The 8,311-nt window shown below is 71.8% G+C and carries 7 protein-coding genes and 2 pseudogenes; 2 read left to right on the forward strand and 7 right to left on the reverse strand.

The window, feature by feature from the left end:
- Both AOK16_RS08950 and AOK16_RS08955 read right to left on the reverse strand, forming a co-directional pair.
- The coding region (locus tag AOK16_RS08950) for an AMP-dependent synthetase/ligase (RefSeq protein WP_157859152.1) at positions 1 to 1,152 on the reverse strand (1,152 nt) is incomplete at its 3' end.
- 205 nt (positions 1,153 to 1,357) lie between these two features.
- Positions 1,358 to 1,567: pseudogene (locus tag AOK16_RS08955) on the reverse strand (LysR family transcriptional regulator); the annotation flags it as partial.
- 60 nt (positions 1,568 to 1,627) lie between these two features.
- Here AOK16_RS08955 and AOK16_RS08960 point away from each other — a divergent pair.
- Positions 1,628 to 2,191, forward strand: coding sequence for a bile acid:sodium symporter (locus AOK16_RS08960; protein WP_055471711.1), 564 nt, complete (start codon positions 1,628 to 1,630; stop codon positions 2,189 to 2,191).
- Positions 2,192 to 2,345: 154 nt separating this feature from the next.
- On the opposite strand, the gene AOK16_RS08965 is transcribed toward AOK16_RS08960, so the two are convergent.
- The 5 genes and pseudogenes from AOK16_RS08965 to AOK16_RS08975 all read right to left on the reverse strand — a co-directional run bounded on the left by AOK16_RS08965 (position 2,346) and on the right by AOK16_RS08975 (position 6,697).
- Positions 2,346 to 4,295 carry a sialidase family protein gene (locus tag AOK16_RS08965; RefSeq protein ID WP_055471712.1) on the reverse strand — a complete coding sequence of 650 codons (1,950 nt, stop codon included), beginning with the start codon at positions 4,293 to 4,295 and terminating at the stop codon, positions 2,346 to 2,348.
- Between the two features lie 350 nt (positions 4,296 to 4,645).
- The gene (fdhD, locus tag AOK16_RS08970; RefSeq protein ID WP_055471713.1) at positions 4,646 to 5,494 is read right to left on the reverse strand and encodes a formate dehydrogenase accessory sulfurtransferase FdhD; all 849 of its coding nucleotides are present in this window, start codon (positions 5,492 to 5,494) and stop codon (positions 4,646 to 4,648) included.
- Between the two features lie 71 nt (positions 5,495 to 5,565).
- Positions 5,566 to 5,759 (reverse strand): annotated as a pseudogene (locus AOK16_RS25405) (2Fe-2S iron-sulfur cluster-binding protein); the annotation flags it as partial.
- Positions 5,760 to 5,807: 48 nt separating this feature from the next.
- On the reverse strand, positions 5,808 to 5,936 hold the full coding sequence (locus AOK16_RS28945; RefSeq protein ID WP_276202485.1) for a hypothetical protein: 129 nt from the start codon (positions 5,934 to 5,936) through the stop codon (positions 5,808 to 5,810).
- 125 nt (positions 5,937 to 6,061) lie between these two features.
- Positions 6,062 to 6,697, reverse strand: a complete 636-nt coding sequence (locus AOK16_RS08975; RefSeq protein WP_240483464.1) for a GNAT family N-acetyltransferase — start codon at positions 6,695 to 6,697, stop codon at positions 6,062 to 6,064.
- Between the two features lie 311 nt (positions 6,698 to 7,008).
- Here AOK16_RS08975 and AOK16_RS08980 point away from each other — a divergent pair, with 311 nt between their 5' ends.
- On the forward strand, positions 7,009 to 8,196 hold the full coding sequence (locus AOK16_RS08980; protein WP_055471714.1) for an ROK family transcriptional regulator: 1,188 nt from the start codon (positions 7,009 to 7,011) through the stop codon (positions 8,194 to 8,196).
- The last annotated feature ends 115 nt before the right edge of the window (positions 8,197 to 8,311 follow it).

Here is an 8,311-nt window from a genome sequence, read left to right on the forward strand (position 1 = left end):
GTAGCCCTCGTAGATCGTCACGCCCGCGCCCGCGAAGAACAGTCCGAGGCGACGTTCCATGGCCGAACCGCCCGACATGGCGTGCCGGATGCGGCCGCCCATCGCCTCCCGGACCTTGCTGTACACGAGCTTCTCGAACAGCTGGTGCTGCACGCGCAGCGCGGGGCTGGGGCCCGAGGAGGTGCCGAACGCCCTGCCCTCGGCCGCGTCCGCGTACCGCACCGCGACGTCGACGGCCTTGTCGAAGGGGCCGAGTTTGCCCTCTGCCTCGGCCTTGCGGCGCGCGGCGTGGAAGACCTTCTCGAAGATGTACGGCACGGCCAGGATGAACGTCGGCTTGAACGCGGCCAGATCGGGCAGCAGTGCGGCGGCGCTGAGGTTCGGCTGGTGGCCGAGCTTGACCCGGCCGCGGATCGCCGCGACCTCCACCATCCGCCCGAAGACGTGGGCGAGCGGCAGGAAGAGCAGGGTGCACACCTCGTCGTCGCGCTTGGCGCGGAAGACCGGCTCCCAGCGGGTGACGACGGTGTCGGACTCGAAGATGAAGTTCGCGTGTGTGATCACGCAGCCCTTGGGGCGGCCGGTGGTGCCCGAGGTGTAGATGATGGTGGCGGGGGAGTCGGGGGTGACCGCGAGGCGGTGCCGGTGCACCACCTCGTCCTCGATGTGGGCGCCCGCGGCCATCAACTCGCCCACGCAGTCGCGGTCCAGCTGCCACAGCTGCCGCAGCAGCGGCAGCCGGTCGACGACCGAGCCGATCGTCATCGCGTGGTCCTCGTGCTCCACGACGGCGGCCGAGACGCCCGCGTCGTGCAGCATCCAGCAGACCTGCTCGGCGGAGGAAGTGGGGTAGATCGGCACCGGCTGGGCGCCGATCGACCAGAGCGCGAAGTCGAAGAGGGTCCACTCGTAGCGTGTACGGGACATGATGGCGACCCGGTCGTTGAACCGGACGCCCTGCGCGAGCAGGCCCTTGGCTATGGCCATGACCTCGTCGCGGAACTGGGCCGACGTCACGTCCTGCCAGCGGTCGTCGACCTTCCGGGCGAGGGCGACCCGTTCGGGGTCCTCGGCCGCGTGGTCGTAGACGATGTCCGCCAGGCCTCCCACCGGAGGCTCAGCGACCACAGGGGGGACGGTGAACTCGGGCAACGACTCGCTCCTAGGTGCTCGTACAGCGCCGTGACCGTACCCGATCCCGTCTCCTGAGGGGAGGCCTTGGATTGACGGTCGGTGAAACTCGTGAGGAAGGCGGCCGGATCCCGAACGGGCGCTTCATGCAGGCAGGTTGGGGAATCCTGCTGACCTCGGAGTAAGAACGCCGAGGTCAAACCTCCACCGAATCCGACCGATGGGGTCACCGGCGCCTTACAGGGTGCAGCCGGTCCCCGCCCGCCAGAACGGCCGCCGCCAGCGCGTCCGCCGCCTCCTGGGAGGCGGGGCGGCGGCGCCCGTGCAGCAGGACGAAGTCCACATCCCTCGGTTCGGGAAGGCCCGCCCGCGCGGGGAGCCGTACAAGCCCCGGCGGGATCATGCCCTCGGCGTGCACCATCGCCCCAAGTCCCGCCGACCCAGAAAGACCGGAAGGACCAGCGCCCCAGAACCAGAAGGACCGGAAAGAGAGGCCATGCCCCGTCGCCGCCCCACCCTGCCCTCCTGGCTGCCGCTCGACCCGTACATCCTGGTGCTGCTCGGCACCGTCGCCCTCGCCGCGCTCCTCCCCGCCCGCGGTGCCGCCGCGACCGCCGCCGAAGGGGCCTCCACGGGCGCGGTCGCGCTCGTCTTCTTCCTCTACGGCGCCCGGCTCTCCACGCGCGAGGCGAGGGAAGGACTGTCCCACTGGCGGCTCCATCTGACCGTCCTGGCCTGCACGTTCGCCGTCTTCCCGCTCCTGGGGCTGGCCGCGCGCGGACTCGTGCCGTACGTGCTGGCGCCCGACCTCTACGCCGGGTTCCTCATCGCGATCGTCTTCGCGGGGTCGAAGAAGAGCCTGGCGGCGGGGTTGCCGATGGCGACCGTGCTGTTCGGGGCGCAGGCGAGCCTGGCGGTCCTGCCGTTGATGCTCTTCCATCAGATGCAACTGATGGTGTGCGCGGTCATCGCGCGGCGGCGCAGCCGTGATCCGCTGGCAGCGGTGAGGATCGGCGAACTGCCCGCCCCCGCAGGGGAGTCTGTGCCGGCGGGGCGATAGGGGGCTGAGTGGTTGCGCCGGGTTCGGCGCCGCCGCCGGGCTTCGCCGTACCGATTGCTCGCCGTTGCGGCGGAAAGAATGTGCCGCCTGCGGCAGCCCTGTGGCTGCCGTAGGCGGCACATGGTGCGGCCGGCCGGCCGGGTAGGTAGCGGGCCTATGCCCTCCGTGCCTCCACGCTGTCCAGCGGCAGGCGGAGGATCGGGGCGCCTGTCGGCTGGGTGTTGGTTTCGCGGAGGCGGGTCAGTTCGGTGTCCGTGAGGGCGCGGGGGTCCACGCGGATCTCGTCCAGCTGCCCCGTCAGCCAGCCGCGGCTGTCCGCCTTCTGCCCCAGGTGGACGCCGAAGGTCGAGCCCTCGCTGACCGTGCCAGGGACGTCCGCCGCCGTCGTCGTCTCCTCGCCGTCGACGGTGAGGATCAGCTTGCCGCCGGTGCGGCGCAGCGCCAGGTGGTGCCACTCGCCGTCGTTGTACGCCTGGCCCGTGCTCACCGTGGCCGTGTCGGGATCGTCGGTGCCGTTCACCGCGGTGATGAGCGCGGTGACCCGGTTCCTGGCGGGCTCACCCCGTACCCATATCTGCGGGTTGCGCGTGCCGACGCCCCCCATCCACAGGAACGGCTGGTCGCCGGCGGTCGCGCTGTAGCGGAACCACAGGCTCGCGGTGAAGTCCCGGGTGCCGAGCGGCAGGGAGCCGTGGAAGGGGAGGCGTACGGCGTCGTCCTTGCCGTCGAAGGACACGGCCCCGCCGTACCGTCCCGCCGTCCGCCCCGCCGCGCCGAGGACGCTCGCGGGCCGGGCGGACCGCGCCCGGTCCCGCGTGGTCGGATCGGGGCCGCGGCGCGGGCCCAGCCACTCCTCGGTGAACCGCGCGAAGCGGATCTCGTCCCGCGCGTCGACCGCCCCGCCCTCGTACATCAGGCCGATCTCGTGGTCGGAGATGGCGGCCATGTCGGAGTAGCCGGACCAGTCCGTGGTCACCGTCCTGCCGCGGTCCACGCTGTCCCAGGTGCGGCCGTCGTCGAAGGAGGAGCGGATCGTCATGGTGCGCCGCCGGTCGGGGTCGGCCGGGGCGGAGAACAGCATCCGGCCGGGTCCGGTCCGGTCGCGGCCGGGCAGCCTCACCACCGCCGCCTGCACCATGGGCGCGTAGAGGTCGGGCTGCGCGCGGAACGGCGAGGCGAAGCTGTCCCCGCCGTCCCGGCTGACCGCGTACGTGCGGTGGCCGAGGTCGGTGCCGTCCTGTTCGCGGCCGTTGACGTAGACCGAGCCGTCGGACCGCTCCACCACGGTCATTTCGGACGGCTTCTGACGGAACGTCCCGTCCTCGGCGACCGGCCAGCTGTCCACGGCGCCGATCTTCCAGTTCCGGCCGCCGTCGTCGCTGTGCACCAGCGCCGCGTGGTTCGCGCTGATGCGCTCGTCCGTGAAGGACTCGGTGTTGACGGCGAACAGCAGCCGCCCCGCGTGCTTGCCGCGGGTCAGCTGGATGCCGTGCACGGGCCCGGTGGCGTACCAGGAGTTCCAGTCGGGGCGCCGGATGGACCCCGTCAGGTCCTCCGGCTCGGACCAGCTCTGCCCGTCGTCGTCGCTGTACTGGAGGTGCGGGGTGCGGTCGCAGGGGACGTCGCAGGGCCCGTCGTCGGCACGGCCCTTGTTGTACGTGGTGGCGAGCACGATCCGGCCGGTACGCCGATCCACGATCGGCGCCGGGTTGCCGTGGGTGTCGCCGTTGCCCCGGTCGACGACCTGGAGCGGGCCCCAGGTGCGGCCGCCGTCGGTGGAGCGCTTGAGGACCAGATCGATGTCGCCCGCGTCCCCGCAGTTGTCCTGCCGCCCCTCGGCGAAGGCGAGCAGGGTGTTCCTGGTGGTCTTGACGATGGCGGGGATGCGGAAGCAGGAGTAGTCGCCGGGGTCCTGCGAGGCCTTGAAAATGACCTGCTGCTCGAAGGCGGTACGGGCCGCGGCCGGGGACTCCTCCGCGGCCGCGGCCCGTACGGAGACCGCTGAGGGGATGAGCACCGAGGCAGTGGCCAGTAAGGCGAGGGCGGATACGCGGTGCCGGTGTCGTCGTTCAGTGCGCGTGCGTGCGGGGACAACTGACGGCATGACACGTCCCTTCATCAAGCCGATAAACCGGACATCCCACGTCCCATGTCCGGGCGTCGAAGGTACGTGTCCCGTGATCCTCCCCACAAGCACCGTGCACCACTCGGCTCGGTCGGAGTACGACCTTCCCCGGATTGGCCCGCCGGTTCATGACGGGCAGATGACGATCCGGTGGACGGGGGAGGCTGGTGATACCTCGTCAGAGGGCACAGGGCCCGGCGACCGACCGGTCCGGGAAGGCCGGTTTTCGTGACGAGACGTCAACAAGGCGCGTGCGGTGGGACCGGCCGGCGCAGGGGTGCTCCCCCCACCGGCCGGTCCGTCGACCCGTGCCGCGGGCCCGCCGCGCTTCAGTGCCCCGCGGCTGCGGTCCGCAGGACGACGCGCTGCTCGCCCGCGTACACGTTCATGGAGTCGCCGCGCAGAAAGCCGACCAGCGTCAGCCCCGACTCGGCTGCCAGATCCACGGCCAGGGACGAGGGCGCGGAGACCGCGGCCAGCACCGGGATGCCCGCCATGACGGCCTTCTGCGCAAGCTCGAAGGACGCGCGCCCCGACACCAGCAGGATCGTCCGGGACAGCGGCAGCGAACCGGACCGCAGGGCGCGGCCGATCAGCTTGTCCACGGCGTTGTGCCGGCCCACGTCCTCCCGCAGGTCCAGCAGTTCGCCCTCCGCGGAGAACAGCCCCGCCGCGTGCAGCCCGCCGGTCCGGTCGAAGACGCGCTGTGCGGCCCGGAGCCGGCCGGGGAGGGCGGACAGCAGGGCGGGCGCCACGCGCACCGGGGGCGTGTCCGCGATCGGCCAGCGGGCCGTGGTCCGTACGGCCTCCAGGCTGGCCTTGCCGCACAGGCCGCAGGACGAGGTGGTGTAGACGTTCCGCTCCAGGGTGATGTCCGGAACGGGAACTCCGGGCGCGAGTTGTACGTCGACCACGTTGTAGGTGTTGACGCCCTCCGCCGTGGCGCCCGCGCAGTAGACGATGTTCGCCAGCTCCTCCGCGCTGCCCAGTACGCCCTCGCTCACCAGGAATCCGGCGGCGAGCGCGAAGTCGTCGCCGGGCGTACGCATGGTGATCGCGAGCGGCCGGCCGCCCAGCCGGATCTCCAGCGGCTCCTCGGCGACGAGCGTGTCCGGGCGGGTGCTGACGGACTCGCCGCGTATGCGGATGACGCGGCGGCGCTCGGTGACGCGTCCCATGATCGCCCTCACTTGGTTTGGTCGGTGGCCCGGCCACCGCTGTACGTGCCGGTCACTGCCCTACGTGCCGGTCACCGCTGTAAGCGCTGGAAGCCGAAGCGGCCCTTGATGCAGAGGTTGCCGTGGGTCACCGGGTTGTCGTGCGACGAGGTGACCTTCACGCTCCATTGTCCTGCACGTGCAGGGTCAGGTTGCAGCCGACGCCGCAGTACGCGCAGACCGCGGCGGTCCCGGCCCGCCGGGACTCCCCCCAGCCCCCGCCCGCAGACCGAACTCCGACTTGACACAGCCGCGGCCGAGACGTGGGCGAGCTCTAGGTGATGTCGATGTCCTCGCGCGCCTCGCCGGGCGGCCACACCGCCCTTCCGTACGCGCTGGCCTGATCGAGCACCTCTTCCCAACTGGGCCTCCGAAACTTGCCGTTGGCGTCCGAGAGCCGCATTCCCGCACTGGTGAGGGCTGGGGTGCGGTCACCATGGTCGTGGTTATCTAACGGGCTCGCGCATGTTTGGGGGTTAGACGTCGATGCCTTGGATACGGTGTCGCTCTTGTGCGCGCGGCGGGTTCTCAGTTGTGTGGGTCGCGCCACATTGGCCACATGTGGGGGCCGTTCGGGAGGTCGACCGTGGTGCCGAGGAAGGTGAAGCCGAGGCGTTCGTAGAGCGCCTTGCTGCGTTCATTGCTGGCTTCGAGGTATGCGGGCATGCCCTCGCGGTCGCAGCGGTCCAGCGCGGCGGTGAGGAGGGCGGCCCCCAGGCCGCGACCCTGGTGGGCGGGGGACGCGGCGATCATCGGGAGGAAGTAGTGGGCGCGGTCGTGGGGGTGGAGCTCGGCGGTCAACCGGCCGACGATTCCGGTGCGTTCGTTGCCCGGGTCGGCTGCCGCGATCGCCTCCGCCACCTCGTCGCCGTCCTCCACCTCCCCGCCTTCGGCCGCCGGGTGCACCGGGAGCCACAGTGCTGCCGCCGAGAGGTCGTTCGTGACGTCCACCCAGCCCTCGCGTAGCGCGGCGTCCAGGAAGGCGCCGAAGAAGCGGGGGTGGACGGCCCTGCGGTGCGCCTCGCCCGGGAACACCCAGCGGCTGACCGGGTCGTCCATGAACGCCTCGCCCAGCAGCCGCGCGATCGCGTCCCGTTCCTCGGGGCGGGCGCGGCGTATCTCCGGTGCGGGGGATGGGGCGGGCTGGCGGGCGGTGGTGGTCACGGCGGCAAGTCCCCCTGCGGATAAGGGTCTACGGGTTCCGGTTCGACGGCGTACGCGGTGATCGTACGCGGCCGGTCCGCACGCCTGATCGGTATACCAGGAGCCGCACACGTCACACCGCTTCGGGGCTGGAGTGCGGGCGTGATCGGTAGGTGGCCCGTGGAGTGGTTCGCGGCCCGGCTTTGTCCTCGATCGAGGAAAAGTGTGGGGTGATTCCCGCGCAAGTTCTTCCCAGCTCCGACAACCGCTGCTACTTTCCCCGGTGAAAGCCGAGAGATGCCGGACACGGCGGGAGGGGTGGCGTGAGGCGCATGACGGCTCGACCCGCTAACGCGCACCAGGCGCGACTGCTCCGGCTGCTGCGCGACGGCGGACCCAACTCCCGGGCCCAGCTGGGCGATCAGGTCGATCTGTCGCGGTCGAAGCTGGCCGTGGAGATCGACCGGCTGCTGGAGACCGGGCTCGTGGTCGCCGACGGGCTCGCCGCCTCGCGCGGCGGACGGCGGTCCCACAACATCCGGCTGGCGCCCGCATTGCGCTTCCTCGGCGTCGACATCGGCGCCACCTCCGTCGATGTGGCCGTCACCAACGCCGAGTTGGAGATCCTGGGGCATCTGACCCACCCCATGGACGTGCGGGAGGGGCCGGTCGCTGTCTTCGAGCAAGTGCTGGCGATGGCAGCCAAGTTGCGGGCCAGCGGGGTCGCCGAGGGGTTCGACGGGGCCGGGATCGGCGTGCCTGGGCCCGTGCGGTTCCCCGAGGGGGTGCCCGTCGCGCCGCCGATCATGCCCGGCTGGGACGGGTTTCCCGTACGCGAGGCGCTCAGCCAGGAGTTGGGCTGCCCCGTCATGGTCGACAACGACGTGAACCTCATGGCCATGGGGGAGCAGCACGCGGGCGTGGCCCGCTCCGTGAACGACTTCCTCTGCGTCAAGATCGGCACCGGCATCGGCTGCGGCATCGTCGTCGGCGGCGAGGTTCACCGCGGTACGACCGGGAGCGCGGGCGACATCGGCCACATCCAGGTCGAGCACGGGCCCGACAGCCGGCAGTGCGCCTGCGGCAACCGCGGCTGCCTGGAGGCCTACTTCAGCGGCGCCGCGCTCGCCCGCGACGCCGAGGAGACCGCCCGCGGCGGGCGCTCCGGCGAACTCGCCGCGCGCCTGGAGTCCGAGGGCCGCCTCGCCGCCTCCGACGTCGCCGCCGCGGCGGCCGCGGGCGACACCGCCGCGCTCGACCTCATCCGCGAGGGCGGCAACCGCACCGGCCAGGTCATCGCCGGACTCGTCAGCTTCTTCAACCCCGGCCTGGTGGTGATCGGCGGCGGGGTGACCGGCCTCGGCCACACCCTCCTCGCCGCCATCCGCACGCAGGTCTACCGGCAGTCCCTGCCGCTCGCCACGGGCAACCTGCCCATCGTCCTGGGGGAGTTGGGGCCCGCCTCGGGCGTCATCGGCGCCGCCCGCCTCATCAGCGACCACCTGTTCTCGCCCGCGTAAGCCGGCACCGCCGGCACACGGCACAGCACGGTCAGCACAGCCCGCGCACCACCGCAGCACGGCCCTGCACCACCCGCACAGCTCCCGCGCACCACCTGCACGGCCCGCGCACCAC

This window comes from Streptomyces pathocidini, from assembly GCF_001418495.1.
Classification (GTDB): Bacteria; Actinomycetota; Actinomycetes; order Streptomycetales; family Streptomycetaceae; genus Streptomyces; species Streptomyces pathocidini.